The 17,161-nt window shown below is 65.5% G+C and carries 20 protein-coding genes; 2 read left to right on the forward strand and 18 right to left on the reverse strand.

Going from position 1 to position 17,161, the window contains the following annotated elements:
- Window positions 1–17 precede the first annotated feature (17 nt).
- The 5 genes from LXB15_RS14860 to LXB15_RS14880 form a co-directional block, all read right to left on the reverse strand.
- On the reverse strand, window positions 18–839 hold the full coding sequence (locus LXB15_RS14860; protein ID WP_233949181.1) for a PRC-barrel domain-containing protein: 822 nt from the start codon (window positions 837–839) through the stop codon (window positions 18–20).
- A gap of 20 nt (window positions 840–859) precedes the next feature.
- Complete coding sequence (locus LXB15_RS14865; protein ID WP_233949182.1) at window positions 860–1,267, reverse strand: hypothetical protein; 408 nt, start codon at window positions 1,265–1,267, stop codon at window positions 860–862.
- A 72-nt stretch (window positions 1,268–1,339) separates the two neighbouring features.
- Window positions 1,340–1,663: a hypothetical protein gene (locus LXB15_RS14870; protein WP_233949183.1), complete on the reverse strand. Its 324-nt coding sequence runs from the start codon at window positions 1,661–1,663 to the stop codon at window positions 1,340–1,342.
- Between the two features lie 252 nt (window positions 1,664–1,915).
- Window positions 1,916–2,962 carry an aromatic acid exporter family protein gene (locus LXB15_RS14875; protein ID WP_233949184.1) on the reverse strand — a complete coding sequence of 349 codons (1,047 nt, stop codon included), beginning with the start codon at window positions 2,960–2,962 and terminating at the stop codon, window positions 1,916–1,918.
- Between the two features lie 93 nt (window positions 2,963–3,055).
- Complete coding sequence (locus tag LXB15_RS14880) at window positions 3,056–3,601, reverse strand: hypothetical protein (protein ID WP_233949185.1); 546 nt, start codon at window positions 3,599–3,601, stop codon at window positions 3,056–3,058.
- Window positions 3,602–3,679: 78 nt separating this feature from the next.
- Between LXB15_RS14880 and LXB15_RS14885 the strand changes: the two genes are divergently transcribed.
- Entirely contained in the window at window positions 3,680–4,099 is a 420-nt protein-coding gene (locus tag LXB15_RS14885; protein ID WP_233949186.1) for a hypothetical protein, read from the forward strand.
- A 456-nt stretch (window positions 4,100–4,555) separates the two neighbouring features.
- Entirely contained in the window at window positions 4,556–5,050 is a 495-nt protein-coding gene (locus LXB15_RS14890; RefSeq protein WP_233949187.1) for a PRC-barrel domain-containing protein, read from the forward strand.
- A 97-nt stretch (window positions 5,051–5,147) separates the two neighbouring features.
- Here LXB15_RS14890 and LXB15_RS14895 read toward each other — a convergent pair whose 3' ends face one another.
- The 13 genes from LXB15_RS14895 to LXB15_RS14955 all read right to left on the reverse strand — a co-directional run bounded on the left by LXB15_RS14895 (window position 5,148) and on the right by LXB15_RS14955 (window position 17,114).
- The gene (locus LXB15_RS14895; protein WP_233949188.1) at window positions 5,148–5,960 is read right to left on the reverse strand and encodes a DUF998 domain-containing protein; all 813 of its coding nucleotides are present in this window, start codon (window positions 5,958–5,960) and stop codon (window positions 5,148–5,150) included.
- 428 nt (window positions 5,961–6,388) lie between these two features.
- A complete protein-coding gene (locus LXB15_RS14900) occupies window positions 6,389–7,417 on the reverse strand; it encodes an AI-2E family transporter (protein WP_233949189.1) in 1,029 nt (342 codons plus the stop codon).
- A 75-nt stretch (window positions 7,418–7,492) separates the two neighbouring features.
- Window positions 7,493–7,888: a DUF1622 domain-containing protein gene (locus tag LXB15_RS14905; protein WP_233949190.1), complete on the reverse strand. Its 396-nt coding sequence runs from the start codon at window positions 7,886–7,888 to the stop codon at window positions 7,493–7,495.
- A gap of 111 nt (window positions 7,889–7,999) precedes the next feature.
- A complete protein-coding gene (locus tag LXB15_RS14910) occupies window positions 8,000–8,524 on the reverse strand; it encodes a cupredoxin domain-containing protein (RefSeq protein ID WP_233949191.1) in 525 nt (174 codons plus the stop codon).
- Window positions 8,525–8,771: 247 nt separating this feature from the next.
- Window positions 8,772–10,193 (reverse strand): DUF2252 domain-containing protein, encoded by a 1,422-nt coding sequence (locus LXB15_RS14915; RefSeq protein WP_233949192.1) that lies wholly within the window; start codon window positions 10,191–10,193, stop codon window positions 8,772–8,774.
- A gap of 317 nt (window positions 10,194–10,510) precedes the next feature.
- Window positions 10,511–11,209 carry a hypothetical protein gene (locus tag LXB15_RS14920; protein ID WP_233949193.1) on the reverse strand — a complete coding sequence of 233 codons (699 nt, stop codon included), beginning with the start codon at window positions 11,207–11,209 and terminating at the stop codon, window positions 10,511–10,513.
- Window positions 11,199–11,885, reverse strand: a complete 687-nt coding sequence (locus tag LXB15_RS14925) for a cytochrome c (RefSeq protein ID WP_233949194.1) — start codon at window positions 11,883–11,885, stop codon at window positions 11,199–11,201. Before LXB15_RS14925 ends, LXB15_RS14920 begins: the two co-directional genes overlap by 11 nt.
- A 41-nt stretch (window positions 11,886–11,926) precedes the next feature.
- Window positions 11,927–12,316 (reverse strand): cytochrome c family protein, encoded by a 390-nt coding sequence (locus LXB15_RS14930; protein WP_233949195.1) that lies wholly within the window; start codon window positions 12,314–12,316, stop codon window positions 11,927–11,929.
- Window positions 12,304–12,753, reverse strand: a complete 450-nt coding sequence (locus tag LXB15_RS14935) for a hypothetical protein (RefSeq protein ID WP_233949196.1) — start codon at window positions 12,751–12,753, stop codon at window positions 12,304–12,306. Before LXB15_RS14935 ends, LXB15_RS14930 begins: the two co-directional genes overlap by 13 nt.
- A gap of 3 nt (window positions 12,754–12,756) precedes the next feature.
- Window positions 12,757–13,374 carry a cytochrome c oxidase subunit 3 gene (locus LXB15_RS14940; RefSeq protein ID WP_233949197.1) on the reverse strand — a complete coding sequence of 206 codons (618 nt, stop codon included), beginning with the start codon at window positions 13,372–13,374 and terminating at the stop codon, window positions 12,757–12,759.
- Window positions 13,367–15,313, reverse strand: coding sequence for a cytochrome c oxidase subunit I (gene ctaD, locus LXB15_RS14945; RefSeq protein ID WP_370640117.1), 1,947 nt, complete (start codon window positions 15,311–15,313; stop codon window positions 13,367–13,369). Before ctaD ends, LXB15_RS14940 begins: the two co-directional genes overlap by 8 nt.
- Before the next feature lie 11 nt (window positions 15,314–15,324).
- A complete protein-coding gene (gene coxB, locus LXB15_RS14950) occupies window positions 15,325–16,398 on the reverse strand; it encodes a cytochrome c oxidase subunit II (RefSeq protein ID WP_233949198.1) in 1,074 nt (357 codons plus the stop codon).
- A complete protein-coding gene (locus LXB15_RS14955; RefSeq protein WP_233949199.1) occupies window positions 16,395–17,114 on the reverse strand; it encodes a cytochrome c in 720 nt (239 codons plus the stop codon). The genes coxB and LXB15_RS14955 overlap by 4 nt, the downstream gene beginning before the upstream one ends.
- Window positions 17,115–17,161 lie beyond the last annotated feature (47 nt).

Here is a 17,161-nt window from a genome sequence, read left to right on the forward strand (position 1 = left end):
ACGCCCGGCGAGCCGGCTTACTCCGGCGCCTCCTCGGGAGCCCCCTCCCCGTCGGCCGCAGCCACGTTCAGGATGCTCTCCTTGCGATAGGCGTCGTAGTCGAATGCCTCCTCTTCCAGGACAGCGTCGCGGTCGAGGGGAAGCGTATAGCTGGTCGCCGACGGGTCGAAAGCCTCTTCGGCAACGTCGTCGCGGTCGAACGGAAAGGCGTAGTAGCCTTCCGCGTCGAAGCTGATATCGGGGCGAACGATGACCGCCTGAAGGCGCCCGTCCACGTCGAAGGCAAGGTCCGCGAGATAGCCGAAGGCGCCACCACCCTTGAGGAGGACATTGTCGCCCATCAGCGAGGATACGCGGAAGCTCGATGCCGCGGTCGAACGTCCCTCCGCCGGCCCGAAGATCGAGTAGGCGTCGGTGTCGTCCTCCTCGATGCTGGCCCGGATCCCGTCCTCGCCCTCGGTCAGGTCGATCGCGCTGTAGGGGACCGCGATCACCGTCTCGTCGACCCCGAGAAAACCGTCGGAGTTGATGACGACGCGGGAGATCGCGTTGTCGTCGCCGATTTCGAAATTGATCACCTCGCCGATGGCTTCGCCATCCTGGCCCTCGACATCCTGCTGCAACAGGGCCTCGGCCGTGAAGCCTTGGCTGCCTATCAGACCGAGGTCCGACGGCGCCGGGCCTTCGTCCGATTGCGCGAGAGCCGGCGTGGCGAAGAGGGCGGAGAACGCCAGTACGAGATTTCCGATCCGCATTGATGCACCTTTTTGCCTGTCTGGTGTCTGGTCGCCGTCCGCGTCCAAACCGAAAGTGGCGGGCGCGCGGGGCGCGCCCGCCACAGGATCTCGATTGGCGCTGCTTACTTGCTCTCGCCGGTCGAGGAAGGCTTGGCAGCATCCGAACCGGATGCCGACGAGCCGGACTGGGCATTGCCCGAGGAGGCCCTCTGCGCCCCGATGACGCGACCGCTCGTGTCGATCATCATCAGGACGGTCTCGCCATCCGGCGTGCGGGCCTGAACCATGTAGGCCGCGTCCATGATCGCGGCATCGCTGTAGCCCGCGGTCTCCAGGGCCTTCAGGACCTTCTCCTGCGAGGCCACCATGTCTTCCGCCGAGATCGACGCGGAAGACGAGGACGAGGCTGCGCTGTCATTCGTGGAGGCGGCGTTGCTGGTGCCGGTGTCGGTCTGGGTGCCGGTCGACTGCGCCATTACCGGCGAAACACCAAAGGCAACGATCGTAGTCGCGAGAAGTAGCTTTTTCATCGGAATATCCTTGCAATTTTGGAAGCCGGCCGGCGAGGTGCCGACCGGCGGAGTTATCGGAGTCGAGGCGGGTTAGACGTCGAAGAAACCACCGTCGCCCATGTCGTCGCCGACATCGCCGAACTCGGGCTCTTCGATCACGCCGCTGTCGTCGGCATCGTAGCCTTCGTAGACGCCGGTGTTGAACTCGTCCTCGGTCAGGGCACCGTCGTCGTCGGCATCCCAGGAGTCGTAGACACCGCCTTCACCGAAGCCCGTGTCGAACTCCTCCTGGCTGATGCCCGCCGTGCCGTCGGTGTCCCAATCGCCATAGACCTCCTGAGCGACTACCGGCGAAGCCGCCGCAACCATCAGAGCAACCGTCGAGCCGATCGAGATTTTCTTGATATAGTTCATGTAATATCTCCCATAATAATGAAGCAGAAGTTTTATCTGCTGTAAAACTCACCCGCACGGCGAAGCGAAAATACGAAGTGATCCATACTTTCACCGCCTTTTTCCGTGCTGGCCTGACAGATCAACAAGGCGGGCCTGATCCGGTTGCACCGCTCGCCCTCGTTACTCGGTACGGTGGGCGACCGTTCGCCAAGAACGCGAACTGCAATGCTCCGAAAAACCGGGCGGCGCTCGGCTCGTGCGGCATCGCCGCTAGCGATCGCGGCGCAGGATCGACGTGATCTTTTCGGTGCTGGCCACGGTCTGCTCGATCGCCAGGGACAGCGCGAAGACCTGCTCGGCGTCGTGCACCCGAAGCTGTTGCATCGCTCCCTGCCGCCGCACCTCGCCGAGCGCGGACATGACCTCGTCCGCGTGCTCGTGAACGCCCCGGGCGTCCGGCGCCGGCCGGCTCTCGGCGATCGCCTCGCCCAATTCGCAGAAGTAGTCGCCCAGTGCCTGGTCGAGCGCGTCGAGCGGCTGGCCGAGAATATCGCGCGCCCCCTTGGGCATGCCCTTCGCGTCGAGGCGTTCGAAGAGGTTGACCGAGGTCCACAGGCCGCGCACAGCTCCGAGCAGCGCTCCCGGCGACGGTTGGACCGGGTGACGCCGGAAACGGCCGAACTGCGACCCCGAGACCTTCCCGTTCGCCGCCTGCAACTCCGACAGAATCCGGGAGTGTTCGCGATGCAGGTCCACCTCGGCATTGCCCATGAACGAGCGGATCGAGCCGCGCAGCAGATCCCGACAAAGCTTCACCGCCTGCCCCAGATGCCGCTCGGCGCTGCGATGCGCATGCTGCGGCAACACCGCGACCGCCACGAGCGTCCCGACGCCACTGCCGAGGGCGATGGCGGTCGCCTTGGTCACGGCCGTGTCCACGACACCGGACCCTTCCGACAACAGAACGATCGCCACCGTCACGAGCCCGTAGCTCAGCTCCGGCCGCAAGGCAGAAAGTAACGACATCACTGCCACGCCGACGGCAAGCCCGAGGGCCTTATCGGTGCCCCCGGTGCCGATCAGCCAGACGCAGGCCACGCCGATCACGAGACCGGCGATGGCGCCGGCGACCCGCGAGGCAGCGCTGATCAATGTGCTGCCGACGTTGACGTGAACGGTGAAGAGCGCCGAGATCACGCACCAGGACGCCTGGTCCATCCCGAGCGCGCGGCTCGCGTAGAAACTGGCCACGGCGGCGAGCGTCGCCTGGATGGCGAGCCTGACGGGATCACTTTCGAGGAGCTGGGTGACTGTCATCTGGGTTCGGGCCTGCAAAGCGGGGCGGAAAAGGCACCGCGTCGAGAAACGTTCGGTCGATCGTCAGCAGCGGCGTTCGACAGGCCTCCGGCATCACATGCCCGGAATGAGGCCCTTGAGCTTCTGGACTTCCGTCATGCCGTTCAACTCCGACACCGACGCGGGAAGCATCACGCCGATCTTGCCGGAAGCCTGCGACAGCTTCACCGACGCGAACGGCACCGGGATGCTGCCGGTCTGCGAGCTTTTCGTCGCGATGATCGCTGCGATTACCCGGCCGCCCGGAAGGACGACGAGGTTCTCGACCGTGCCGACGGTGTCGCCGCCGGGTACCGTCACGGATGCTCCCAGCAGGTCCTTCACGAGAAGCTTGTCCTTGGCCGCCGATGTCAACGCCTGCGCGGCCGAGCTCGCCGCCGAGGCGATGTCGCCGGGCGCCATGCTGCCGACGTCGGGGATGCCGCTGTCCTGCGCCTGCGCCATGCCCACCCCGAGAAGCGCGGCGAAAAGTGCGGTGGCTGGGAAAATCCGGGTCATGAGGCATGTCTCCTGTATGGTTGCGCCGGAGCGTTTGAAATCGCAATCCGTCGACGCCCACAAGGTTGCGACAGGCCGGGACGGTTTGCCGAGGCCGATCATCAGCCCTAGCTGCCGGGGACGCCGTTCCGGCGCCGCCACGCTCCGGACCTCTTTCATCGAGACTGACGGGAATCCGCTATGACGATCCTGCCCTGGGGCCGCGCCGCCGCCTGGATCTTGCTGGCAATTGCCATCGTCGCCAACGTCCTTGGCTATACGAGTTCGCTCTACCAGCAATGGTGGTGGTTCGACCGCGTCCTGCATGGATTCACGCTCTGGGCGACCACGCTCTGGCTCGGCGTGTTCGTCTTCGCGCCGGTAATCCGGCCCGAACAGGCAAGGTCGCTGCGGGCGTTCCTCGTGATCCTCGCGGTCGGCATCGCGGTCGGAGCCCTGTGGGAAATCGCCGAGTGGGGCTTCGATCAGTTTGCCTCCGGCGACGTCATCAAGGGCAAGTACGACACGATCCTTGATATCATCATGGACACGCTCGGCGCCCTGCTGGCGGCGGTGATGACGATGGCCAGCGTCGACCGGGGCGAACGGCGGGCGATCTGAGCCCGGCACCTGTGTCTGCGGAACGCCGGGATGTGGGCAAGGCGACGATCCGTGGGCGCCTCCTCCTCCCACACAGCTTGCGAGCCGCGGTGAGTCGACGGAAGGAGTTTCGGCTTGCCGCAGGCGCGATCATGGCCACCGGACCAGCCGATCGTGAACTGGCTTTACCGCTGCGGGCTGCACGCGCGGTCAATCCTGGTGCACGCAGTGGCGTCGACTGCGGCCCACCGGCCGCCCCCCGCTCAGTATGATCTGAACACGATCCTGATCTGCACCAAATCTTCTACCCCGCCGACAGATCAATTTGATCCCCCGGAAGACGTTATAGGTGATATCTAAGGGAACCTTAGAGTTGAAATGTCCTTTCCGATCTTGCGTACACGGACCGTAATTTTTCGGAACAATCGGTGATCTGTCCCATTGGTCCCCTATAGCCTGACAGAAAGAGAACATGACATGAGATATTTCGCCACTACCGCCACCGCCCTGTTCCTGGCCGCCACGCCGGCCCTCGCACAGGTTGCGACGCCGGTCGAAGGCACGCCAGCGACCGCAACGACCGCCGCCGCGACCGAGACGGACTGGGCGCAGCTCATCCGCACCCGCGACATCACCGGCGGGCCGGTCTACACGACCAACGAGACCTATGACGCAGGCACCTGGGGCGAGAGCGACGACTATGTCTGGGGCCGTTCGGGCTACGACGCGGTCGACACCGAATGGAAGCAGATCGGCGAAATCGAGGATGTCGTCCTCGACCGGTCCGGGCAGCTCGTGGGCGTCGTCGTCGAAGTCGGGGGCTTCTTGGACATCGGCGACAAGCACGTGCTGCTGCGTGTCGGCGACGTCGATCTCGTGCCCGTGGACGACCAGTCCTACAGCCTGATCACGCGCTATTCCGAAGAGCAGCTCGAAGAGCTGGAAGGCGTCGACGAAGCCTGGTGGCAGTAAGTTCGCCATTTGATCGGCTCGCTCGCGAGCCCCATCGTCTGACAGTCGATCAAGGCCCGTCGCGGAGTATCGCGGCGGGCCTTCGTCGTGTCGGGCATCAAGTCGGCTTGCTCGTCCGGGCCGGAAGCCTCTGCCCCCTCGGCGAGGTTTCGATCAGGCCGCCGGACGGCGATTTCCGGCCGCCGGCCATCGGCTTCGCCTGTGGAGAGCCGGCTTCGGGCATGCGGGCCGCGCGGAGCGGTGTGGCGCGCAGCTCGTGGTCGTCATGGTGGCGGGCACGGTGTCCCCGCTGGAAAAACACGACACACAGCGTCAGCACCATGGTGCAGGCAATGAGTCCCAGCAGGCGCTCGAGCAGGCCGTCGATACTGGTTGGCGACAGCAGGAAGACCGGGCACAGGACCGCCCAGACAACCGCCAGGCCGATCAGGGTGCGCTGGGCCCAGACAGCATGCTGGCGGATGGCGCCCGCCATGCAGAGCGGAGCCAGCGTGAAGAGAGCGCCCAGTCCGTAGACGAGGTAGAGGTAGATGTGGATCACCACGCCCTGGTCGTCGCTGTCGCCATACTCGTTACGCGACCCGATGACGATCACGAGTCCGGCCAGGATCGCGAGGGAGAGCACACCGATGGACCAACCCGCCCCTCCCAGATGTGCATGCGCTGCCGCAAGAGAGACGGCGAGGAGGCCGACGGCGAAGCCGTAGAGCGCGACGTCCATCACGATCTCCCACTCGCCGGCGGCCAGGTCGCTGATCGTGTCGGAGACCCAGTGGTAATCCGGCACCAGCGCCTGCGCCATGAACATGCCGCTGACCAGAACCGTACATCCCAGAATCCCGATGACCGCGAGCGCCATGAGAAGGTAAGGACTTTCCCTGCGCACGCGGTGATCACGCGAATTGGCCATGTCGTTTCGTCTCCTTTGCCCGCAGATCCGACGAAGTGTTGTCACCCGCCTCTCAAGATCCCCTGCGGCGATAGACCATGTCGGCGACCGTCAGGAACACGGTTTGCCGCGATACCGCCGACGCTGTCGGAAAAGGGAATGCAAGCCTGTCCGCGCGGCCGGTCACGCGTCGGCCGGAGACGAAGATCATGCCGCCGGCAGCCGGAACGCCAGAACGAAGACGGTCGTGGAGAGATCGCCCCACATGCGCTGTCCGCCCGCATTCTGATCCGGGGGCACGTCAATTGGACCGTGCCTGCATCGGATGTCGTCGAAGGCCCGCATGCGCCCGGTGTCTGGCGCCGGCGCGGTCAGGCCGCGCGCGCAGTGATCTAGGGCGCGAGAAGCACTTATCCGGCAGCCTGCTCATTGAACCGCCTTCGCCTGCCTCACTCACGGCTGTTCGGCGCAGGTGCCTCGGACTGATCTTCTGTTGCGAGGTCGGCTATCCAGCGAGTGCTGGCAAAGTGCTGGGCCGCGATGACGAAGGCGGCGGTCAGCGGAACCGCGAGCAGCGCTCCGGCCAGGCCCCACAGCCAACTCCAAAAGAGCAGCCCGGTCACGATGACGATCGCCGGCATCGAGACGCCCCTGCCCTGCAGCGCCGGATAGATGAAATTGCTGATGGTCACCTGGATGACGGCAAAGCCGGCCAGCACCACCAGCGGCATGGTCAGACCATCGAACTGGATCAGCGCGTACAGCACGGGCGGCACGATCCCGATGAGGTTGCCGACCACCGGGACGAAGTTGAGGAGGAAGTTCAGGATGCCCCATGTCAGGGCCATTTCCAGCCCGACCGAATAGGCCCATGCCGCAGAGGCGATGCCCGTGAGCAGACTGGTCGCCGTCGTGATCACAAGGTAGAGGCGGAAGCGTCCGGCGATGGTTGCCACCGCATCGGTCATCTCGACGCGGTCGTCCCGACCGAAATAGGCAAGGACCTTTTCCCTGACCACGGGCGCGAACGGCACGGCGAGAGAGATCAGGATCAGGATCAGGCCGAGATAGGCGAGGGCATCGTAGGTGCGCCAGAAGACCGCCTGACCGATGGCGACCAGTCGTTCGTAACCGCCCTCGCCTCCAGGAAGAGGGAGGCCGCGACTGCGGGCGAAGTCTTCATAGGTTTCGTAGAGCGACCGGAACTGCTCCTGGCGCGCCAGAAGCGCCTGGGCGATCTCCAGCGACGCGAGATAGACGGCTCCCAGGATCGCGATCAGGATCAGAAACAGACACGCGACGGTGGCCAGGCTGCTGAGACGCCTCGAAAGCCGTCGCTCGAACCTTGCCTGCAACGGCCATGCTGCCGCCACGACGAACGCCGCCACGACGAGCGGCATCGTCACGGGATAGCTCCACTTCAACGCAGCGACGAGCGCCACCATGGCAACGGCGGGCCCCGCCCATTTCCACGTCATGCTGCACCATTCGTTGTCTCGGCTCCCGGGGAAGTCCCTCCGGAGCAATCGGATCGCATTCTGTCGGTCACTCGCTCAATCCCGATGATCCGGATGCCGCCGATCACCCGAGCCCCCGTTCGCGGTCCGGCTCTTCTGCCACGGCCAGCGTCCCTCGATCTCGACCTCCAGGGCGAAGCTGAGAAAGGTCCGGATGAGGACGATGCCGCCGAGGACGGCGACGCTCTGCAGGGTCGGTTCGATGGCGACGGTGTTGATGATGTCCGCGGCCACCAGGAACTCGAGCCCGAGCAGGATGGATCGACCGAGGCTGGCGCGAAACGTGTGAAATGTTCCGGCGCTGTCACCGCGCAGCTTTCGCCGCAGGAAGGTTGCCGTGGCGATGATCGTCCCGATCACGATCGCGAGGATACCGACAATCTCGATGCCGCGCGTCGTCCAGTGCATCGCCTCGCTCAGGGCATCGTCCATCTGACAGGTCCCGTATGTGCTGGAATTGCCGCCTATCCACGTGCGGCATTGGCCGGCCTGAGTTCGAGTGGCGGCTGCGGGTCACCGGCGCGGCTCGCGCTTTCTCGCGCGTCACTCTGCGACAGGCACGTTCGGATCCGCGGGAGGCGCGACCGTCACCAGGAAGCCGCTCGATTCCACGGTCGGCTGCACGCCCGGCACGCTGCAGGCATAGCCGTATTCCCCGATGGGCGGCGTTTCGCGGATCACCATCCGAACCTCGTTCTCGGGAGCCACCAGAAACCCGCCGGTGGATGCGTCGAGGGCGGAGTCGGTCGATTCCACCATTTCGGCGGCTTCGAAGAAATCCGGGGCGACGAAGGTGATCGGCAGTTCCGACGCGTTCCTGACGCGCAGGGTCAACGGTTCTCCCGCCGGAAGTCGTGCCACCGGAGGAAGGCAATGAACGTTCCCGTCCACGATCCCCATGGCGATCTCGACCGGCGGCGCGATCTCGCCTGCCACGACCGGCGGATTCTGCGCCTGGGCGTTCGCCGGGATCACACCCGCCAAACCGACGAGTGCCGCCAGAACGCCTGTCACGGCGACCATGCTTCTCGCGGGCAATCGCGCGAAATCTCTGTGAAATGGATGCATCTGCCTTCTCCTGATTGGACTCCAGAGGGAGGGGGAACGAGGAAGACCACGCTTCTTGGAGCGGTGACGCCTTCCTCCGACCAGGGGAACGACGTCGCTCTGACGGCCGCCCCTCTGTTGGCTAACGGCTCGCGGCAGGTTTCGTTCGACGGTCGCCGTCATCGGGCAAGCCCGGAGCGCCATCACCGCCGCGGCACGCCGTCACCGCGGCGGTGACGGCGTCCCGCCGCGGGTGCGCCCGGCAGCCTCAGCGATAGACCATGTCGACTTGCGTGAAGGCCCCGAGGGCATGGTCTTCCCGGAAGCTCGCGAAATCCCGCTCGAGGCGGTCGGCGGCCTCCGCGGTAAAGCGCAGGATGTCGGCCGTGAACAGCTTCGGAGGGCTCGCCGCCGCGACGATCGAAGGCTCGACGTCGTAGTCGATCTGTCCGAGATCGTCCGAGAGGGCGTGGGACTGCGCCAGTGCTGCGCCGCACACGCGAGCATATTGCTTCCAGGACTCGTAGCTCAGATCGTCCAGGTCGATGTCGTTCCGGAACGGCGCACGCTCACGGCTCATGAAGCTTTCGCCATCGATCTCCACCGCACCGTAGAAGATGTCGCCATGGGCCAGTTGCACGGCCTGACCGTGCGCAATCCTGTCGGCCTCCGCACCGGCATGGAAATCCGTCGGCGGGGTGAGACCTTCCAGGGCCGAGCGCCGGGCGCGCTTGAACTCGATGATCAGGTCGTCCCCACCGTCCTTGGTCGGCCCTTCGATCAGCACGTAGTATCTCGGCAGCCCGAGCGACGCCGTCCCCTGACCGTGCCGCACGCAGACGTCCTTGACCTTGAGTTCGCCCGCACGACCGGTCGGCTCGATGCCCTTGGCCTTGGCGAGATCGTCAATCGCCTTCTGGAACTTCGCGACTTCGTTCGAGATGGGTTGCAGCTCTTCGTTGGCGCGGAAGCCTCGTCCCGTCGGGCTCAGGTAATCGCTCCAGAGCCAATCGTGGCGCTCCTTCCAGGATGCCTCGAACAGCCGACGGATGACCTTCGGTGAATTGTCCATGCGGTAGTCGTCGTTCTTCTCCGTCGCCTTCTCGGCGAAGCCCCGCATGGCGGCGAGATAGCCGGCAACGAACGCCTCGACCACCTTGCAGCGCTTCTTCGGCTTCATGCCCGCCTGTTCGTGTGCTGCAATCCAGAAGCCAAGGGCGCCGCGCTTGATGTCCCAGGTGAACGGGGCGTAGATCGTCTCGTCGAAATCGTTGACGCCGAAGATCGGCGCGCCGTGCCTGTCGGGCATCACGCCGAAATTCTGCGGGTGGACGTCGCCCAGCGCCATGACCGTCGGCATGTGCGAATCCTTGCCGGCAAGGTCGCGGTAGAACAAGAGAGCGGTACCCCGGAAGAACTTGAAGAAGCTGCCGGCGAGCGCGTCGAACTTCAGCGCCGTGCCCTGAGATCGCTCCGCGATCCGCGCGGCGTGGTCCTCGCGGATGGTCGAACGGACGTGCTCGCGGCGGGCCTGCCCGGAGAGCAGGACCGGATCGATGGCCTGCTCCGGAGAGGCAACACGTTCGGCCAAGCTGCGGAAGCCCTCGACCCGCCCTTCGGAGATCCTGGAAGGCCGGACGTCGGCGGCGACGGAAGGTTTGTGCGCCGTCTTCTTGGGCGTTCTGGTCATGCTGGGTTCCCTGGTTCGACATCAGCAACGCCCCGCCTACGGTGACGTTCCTCCTTCCACGAGAGCATCGGGCTGCGTGAGGCGGCGCCACCGTGGGCCGAACGACCCCCTGCGGATCGTCACGATGGCCGCCGGAAGAGCGTGGGCACCGGTCTCTGAAGGCTCGAAGCGGACTGCGAGGGCGCGACGTTCCGCAGCATTGCAAGGGGCCGGCATTTTCCCCGGCAAGCGGGTAATTGCCGAGGATCTTATGACGATGCCGGCGCATCATGCGTCGCACGGGCATCGGGCGAATGATCCGTTTCACCACCCACTCTTCACTTTCCCGCAGACGGGGCGTTTCCTTCGCGACCGTCCTGCGAGGGGCGGTCGTGATCCGTCGTGCACTGCCCCAGCACGGCATCGCCTCCCTGCGCCGGCAGGAAATCCGTGCGCTCGCCGCGCTTGAGTTCGATCTCGGTCACGTCCGCGCGCTTCAGCGCCGACCAAAGCGCCTTGAAGTCCGCCGAACACGCTTCGCAGTCGGTGATGCCAACGCCGAACGCGCCGTGCCAGAGCGGGTAGACCTCCTGCCCGATCAGCACCTCGCTCTTGCTCAGCGGCGTCGGATCGACACCGTCGATGACCAGGTCGATCGTGGCTCCGCCGCCGAAGTCGGGATCCGTGCAGGTAATCGCGAGAAGACTGTCGCGATCCGACAGCCGATAGGTCGTGGCGTAGCGGCTGGTCTCTACTTCCCAGGCCCCCGCCGTTGCCGACGAGGCACCCCCTCCGAGGAAGAGTGCCGAAACGAAGACGGCTGCAAAACCGACGGAGGAACGGATCCTTGATCGCCGCACCCGGCATCTTCCTGGTGACATCGCCTCGGTTTCTTTGCCCCGAAAGGCGGGTACGCTCCATCGGTCGGGATGGTCCGGCGGCAGAGCCGGCGAACGGGAAGGCAGGAGGGCCGCTGTCTTGCCGCGGCGCCCGACCCGCCCGAAGTCTCTTCGCGTCACGGCCACCTCATGGTTCATGCGGCTCTTCCTCAGAGACCGCCAGCGGCTGCCCTTCGCTCTTTCCAGGCGGCGGCAGATTGCTGAAGTAAGCCGCGAGGGCCCGGATGGCCTCATCCGACAGGCCGCTCGCCACCTGCCGCATCGTGCCATGGGCGTCGCTTCTCCTCTTTCCCGCCTTGAAGGCGTGTAAGGCGTTCCGGATGTAGTCCGGCAGCTGCCCGGCGAGATAAGGGATGTCCGGGAGACTGCCCTGGCCCAGGGGTCCGTGGCAGCTGGCGCACGCCTGCACGGGTGGTTCGTCGAGCCCGTGATGGGCGATCGTGCCGCCACGCTGCACCACCTCCTCGGGAAACGCCTCGTAGGGCGGCACCGGAGCCTGCTGCCCGGCGAAGTATTCTGCCAGGGACGCCATCTGCTCGTCGCCAAGACGTTGCGCGATCGGGGTCATGATCGGACTGGGCCGGGCGCCGCTCGCAAAGGCGTTGAGCTGCGCGAGAAGGTAGGCCTCGTACTGGCCGGCAAGTCGCGGCGCGTTGAGCCCGGGCTTGCCGGCTCCGCTGTTCCCGTGGCAGACGCCGCAGGGGGCAACGCCGCCCGGAAGTCCGTCACGGACGATTTCCGCGCCCATTTCTGCCGCGTGGGAGACGGCCGGGGCCGTCATCAGCGCGGCAATCAGAAGCTGTCGCAAGAGCATCCCTCGCATCCTTCGGCTGGTCGTTTCTCCCACCGGCGCCTTCACTCGAGCGTGTAGAGGTAGGCCGTAATGTCACGCGTCTGCTGCTCGCTCAGCCCCATGTCGGGCATGGCATTCCCGGGCACGATCCGCTGCGGGTCGCGCAGCCAGGCCATCATGTTGCCCGGCGTATTTCGCAGCAGGCCGGCGATGAAAATGCGCCGTCCCATATGGTCCAGCGGCGGTCCGACGAGCCCGTCCGCGTCCCGGATGCCGGGGATGATGTGGCAGGAGCCGCAGCCCGCCCGCTCGATCTGTATGGCGCCGATGCGGGCGTCGCCGATGTCGGGGAATCGTGCGGCGACGCCGGCATCCTCCTCGTTGCAGCCCGAAAGCGCGACCAGGGCGGCCAGGGCGAGCCCGCGGAGCATCGGTCGGTTCAGCCTGCGCATGAGCCGCTCCAGAAAATGGTGAGCGTGTTGTTCGCCGTTGCGATCAGGAACAGGACGCTGGCCCAGATGCCCCAGATCGACAGGAACCGCGTGCGCCCCTCCCCGGCGTCCATCACGCCGCCATGCGTGTCTGCCCCCACATGCCCGCTCTGACGGAACGTATGGAAGGCGATCGCCAGTCCCGCGAGGCCGATCACCACCGCCGCGGCGTTGGCGCCGATCATCGCGGGGTAGGCCCAGTCGTAACCCGATTGGGGCTCGACGACGCCGCTCTCGCTGACGCACGACAAACCGGCGAGCGCCGATCCCGCCAGCAGCTGAAGGCTCCAGCCGATCGGGGCACCGAGGAGGCCGAGGGACAGGAGAGCGGCGGAGACCCGCCTGCGGGCCGGTGCCGGGTGGCCGACCTTGAACTCCGGCTTGCGCGCATCGGTCATGGCTCACCTCAGGTACGGCGTGACATAGAAGGCGACGAAGACCGTCAGCCAGACGACGTCGACGAAATGCCAGTAGACGATGCCGATCGAGACCGGCGCGAAGCGCGCCCGGTCGAAATACCCCAGCCCCGACCAAAGAATGAGGACCGCCAGGGCGAGGAGGCCGGCGATCACATGCGCCATGTGGAAGCCCGTCACGACGAAGTAGGTCGAGGCGTACGAATGCGATGCAAGCGTGAACGGCTTGTCGGACCACTCGCGCAGCTGCAGGGCGACGAAGACCACGCCGAGAACGAGAGCGATGAAAAGCCCGGCGAGCAGCTTCAGGCGCGAGCCTGACTTGCCGCCGCGTTCTCCCCACCAGGCAGCGACGCTGCTGAGAATGAGGATCACCGTTCCCGGTCCCGAGAGCCGGAAGGACGGCAGCTCCGACGGCAACCACTCCCGTCCATAGTGCGAGGCGAAATAGTAGTAGCTGAATTCGAGATAGACGAAGAGAAAGCCCTCGGTGGCAATCAGGGTCATCATCCCCCACCAGCCGCCGGCGTGGTGGCCGATGCTGCCGACCGCGAGCCGGCCGACCTCCAGCGTTCCGCTCCTGTCGATGGCTGCATCACTCATAGGCGGCGCCCTCCTTTTGTCCGAGCTCGGCCCGCGGCCACAGCCAGATGAGGATTGCGAGGACACAGGCCGCGGCTCCCGCGCCGGCGACAATCCACCAGTGGAGCAGCAGCGCCGTGAAAAGGACGCTCAGCGCGAGCGTCAGGACGAAGGGCCAGGGATTGTCGTCCGGCATCTTCAGGACGGCGTCAGGCCGGGCGTCGATCACGGAGGTGGCAAGTATCTCCTTGCCATGGTCCAGCGCCAGTCCGCGATCGATCGAGGAGCGGCCGCTGGCTTCTTCGAGTCGGTCCTCCCATAGCGGGTGGCGCGAGGCCACCACGGGGATGACCGCGAAGTTGTACGGCGGTGGCGGTGACGAGACCGCCCATTCCAGCGTCGGCGCATCCCATGGATTGGGGCCGGCGACGGCGCCCCGGCGCAGGCTGACAAGTACGTTGATGAAGAGCAGCAGGATACCGACCGCGAGGATGAAGGCGCCGATCGTGGTGGTCAGGTTCACCGAGGTCCAGCCGACATTCTCGGGGTAGGTGTAGATGCGGCGCGGCATGCCCAGGAGGCCTGTCCAGTGCATCGGCAGGAAGGCGAGGTTGAAGCCGAAGAAGGTGATCCAGAAGTTCCAGCGACCGAGGCGCTCGCCGAGCATCCGCCCGGTCATCTTGGGAAACCAGAAATAGACGGCGCCGAGGACGCCGAAGAGGTTGATCCCGATCAGCACGTAGTGGATGTGCGCGACCACGAAATAGGTGTCGTGCAACTGCAGGTCGGCGGGGACCGACGCGGTCATGACGCCGGACACGCCGCCGATGGTGAACATCGCGATGAATGACGCGAAGTAGAGGAAGGCCGTGGTCACCACGACGCGTCCGGTCCAGATGGTGGCGATCCAGGCGAACACCGCGATCGCGCTCGGGATGGTGATGATGAAGGAGGCGCCGGAGAAGAACGACGTCGCCAAGAAGGGTATGCCGGTGGCGAACATGTGGTGGACCCACACGCCGAAGCCGAGCACCATCGTGGTGATGGTTCCGAGGATCACCAGCGTGTAGGCGACGAGCGGCCGACGGCAGAACACCGGCAGCGCATCCGATACCATGCCCATCGCCGGCAGCACGATGATGTAGACCCAGGGGTGGGCGAAGATCCAGAATAGGTGCTGCCAGAGCAGCGGCTTGCCGCCGCCGGCGGTGTCGTAGAAATGCGTGCCGAACTGCCGGTCCATCCACAGCAGGAAGAACGCCAGGCTGACCGCCGGGTTCGCCAGGAGGATGCCGACTGAGATCGTCATGGTGCCCCAGACCATGATCGGGAGACGGTTGATCGACATTCCGGGGGCGCGGTTGCGCAGGAAGGTGACAACGAAATTGGCTGCGCCGACCGTGGTCGAGATGCCGAAGAAGACCATCCCCAGCGCGTAGAAGTCCATGTTCAACCCGGGATTGAACGGCTTCAGCGAATAGGGCGCATAGTTGAACCAGCCGTCATTGGGCGCCTGGCCGATCAGGAAGCTGGCATACATGAACAGCCCGGAGGCCAGGTATACCCAGTAGGAAAAGGCGTTGAGCCGCGGGAACGCCATGTCGCGCGTGCCCAGCAACAGCGGGAACAGGTAGTTCGAAAAGCCGGACAGTATCGGCAGGGCATACAGGAAGATCATCGTAATGCCGTGCATCGAGAACAGCTGATTGTAAGCCTCCGGCGAGATCAGCCGCTGTTCCGGCCCGGCGAGCTGGATGCGCATGATCAGCGCCTCGATGCCGCCGGCGACGAGGAAGGCAAACGCCGTGACGATGTAGCGGATGCCGATCGTCTTGTGATCGACGGTGGCGATCCAGCCAAACAGCCCGGGCCTGGTCTCCCAGATGCGATGCAGCCTGCGACGGAGTTCTTCCGAGACGACCACTGCAGAGGGAATCTTTTCGTATTGCTCAACCGCCACGTCGCTCGTCCTCAGTCGAGTGTCATCAGGTAGGCTCGGATGGCTTGCAGTTCCGGCCCCGAGAGCTCGAGATTGGGCATGTGGTTGCCCGGCTTGACCTGCTGCGGATCGGATATCCAGCCGGAGAGGTGGCCGATCGTGTTCGGCAGGGTGACCGCGGCGATGCTGCTGCGGCTCATCAGGTGCGTGAGGTCGGGCCCCATCTCGCCCTGCGCGAGCGTGCCGCGCACGGTATGGCAGGCGCCGCAGCGCAGTTGGAATCGCTGTTGCCCGGCCGCGACAAGCGTGCCCTCCGGCGGGGCGTCGGGAATGGCGAGCTGAGCGTCCCACCAGCGCTGGAAGTCGGCGGGCGGGTCGGCAAATACCCTGAGCGCCATGTGGGCGTGCTGCTCGCCGCAATATTCGGCGCACTGTCCGCGGAAGACGCCGGGATGGTCCGCCTGGATCCAGGTTTCGTTGACCTGGCCGGGGATGACGTCGAGCTTGCCGGCAAGGGCGGGAACCCAGAACGAATGGATGACGTCCGGGGAGAGCAGCCGGATGCGCACCGGCTTGCCGACCGGGATGTGCAGCTCGTTGGCGGTCTCGAACTCGCGGGACGGATCGTTTCCGTCGAGGTAGCGGGCCTCCCACCACCACTGCTGCCCCGTGACCTCGATGGTGAAAACGGGGTCGCTCGGCGGTCGGTCGATGTCGGCCATCACATCGACCGTCCAAATCGTGAAGCCGACCAGGATCAGGGCCGTCACGCCGAGGCCGCCGAATATCCAGCGAATCCCGCCAGGCGGCCGGCTGACCGGCAGGATCCGGTCCATCTTCCACGGCGCAAAGCTGCCGGTGCGTCGGATCGTGGCGTACAGCACCATCAGCGAAATGGTGACGACGACGACGATCGACAGGATCAGCAGCCCCCAGGTCAACGTCGCCGTGACGTTCCCCTTCGGCCCGAAGGTCTCCAGGAAGTACATCGGCAGCTCGAGCGCCTGGCTTGGGCTGGTGCCGGCAAAAAGCAGGGCGGCACCAGCCAGAATCCAGGATCGCCAGACGGCCGGAATCCGCCCGGTGTTCGCTCCCACTCGGCTCATTCCGGCGGTTCTCCGTCCCCGGGAGTCTCCTTCGGCGGCGAGCCCTCCGGCTTCTCGAAAGGCGCCTGACCATAGCTGAAAGGCGTGGTGTACGCCCAGGGATCCGCCGTCTGCAGGAACTCGGCAGGCACCTGCTCGATGGTGAAGCCGTCGGCCGAGACCGTGCGGCCCCAAGGCGCCTTCGATTCCCGGCTGATGCTCTTGATGTAGGCCACGAGATCCCAGATCACCTGATCCGGCAGCATGCCACCCCACACCGGCATCCCCGCCGGTCGCCCCTGCAGGATGCTCAGGTAGATGTTCTCCGGCTCGCTGCCGTAGATCCACACATGGTTGCTGAGCGAAGGCCCCATGCCGCCTGCGCCGTTGGGCGCATGGCAGCCGACGCAGTTGAACTGGTTGTAGTACTGCATGCCGCGCTGCACCGCGGCGGGATCGTCCATCGGATTGACGATCGGCACGTCGACCTTGACGTCGCCGGGGTAGAGCGTCGTGACGGGCACGTGCACGAGTTCGCTGGCGCTGCCACCGCCGCCGCCGAAAATATCGACGTCGAAGGGCGTGCTGCTCCGCGGACCGGCGGGATCCCCTTCCTCGGCCGAGTCGGCGGGGTCTATCGGCGCGGTGTCCTCGACCGGTTCGGCAATCCGCTCCACCGGCTTCCCGAGGTCCTGCGCACTCGCCGTGGGCGAGCCCTGGAAGGCGAGGATCGTCAAAAGCCAGAATGGAGCGGCTCGTCCGGAGACGAAGCCTTTCCGACAGG

This window comes from Aurantimonas sp. HBX-1, from assembly GCF_021391535.1.
Lineage (GTDB): Bacteria > Pseudomonadota > Alphaproteobacteria > Rhizobiales > Rhizobiaceae > Aurantimonas.